The sequence below is a fragment of the Desulforhabdus sp. TSK genome (assembly GCF_022836495.1).
Taxonomy (GTDB): Bacteria; Desulfobacterota; Syntrophobacteria; order Syntrophobacterales; family Syntrophobacteraceae; genus Desulforhabdus.
This window is the reverse complement of sequence record NZ_BQXM01000243.1, coordinates 1-258: the sequence shown is the minus strand read 5'-3', so window position 1 is coordinate 258 and position 258 is coordinate 1. Positions and strand designations below refer to the sequence as shown.

Annotated in this window: 1 pseudogene; it reads right to left on the bottom strand. The window is 53.5% G+C overall.

The features are described from left to right. Positions 1–258: pseudogene (locus MWC30_RS22265) on the bottom strand (Na+/H+ antiporter subunit D); the annotation flags it as partial.

Sequence of the window (258 nt, the reverse complement as noted above, 5' to 3'; positions counted from 1 at the left end):
GCAAGGGTGATGAAAAACTCAGCGACCCCATTGACCATCCCGTCGATACCCTTCACATCGAAAACCCGGGCCAAAAACCCCGAGAAAAACAGGGTGAACCGCGTGAACCAGGTGTTGTAGATATTGGACAGGTAATCTTCGTACGCCGAAAGGGGCTTGTTGACAAACCACATGAAGACCCGGCTCCCCTTGCGGTACACCCAGTCGGTGTCGACGCTGATCGTCGGCTCCGGATCGAGCTTTTTAAGGAGCATGAAA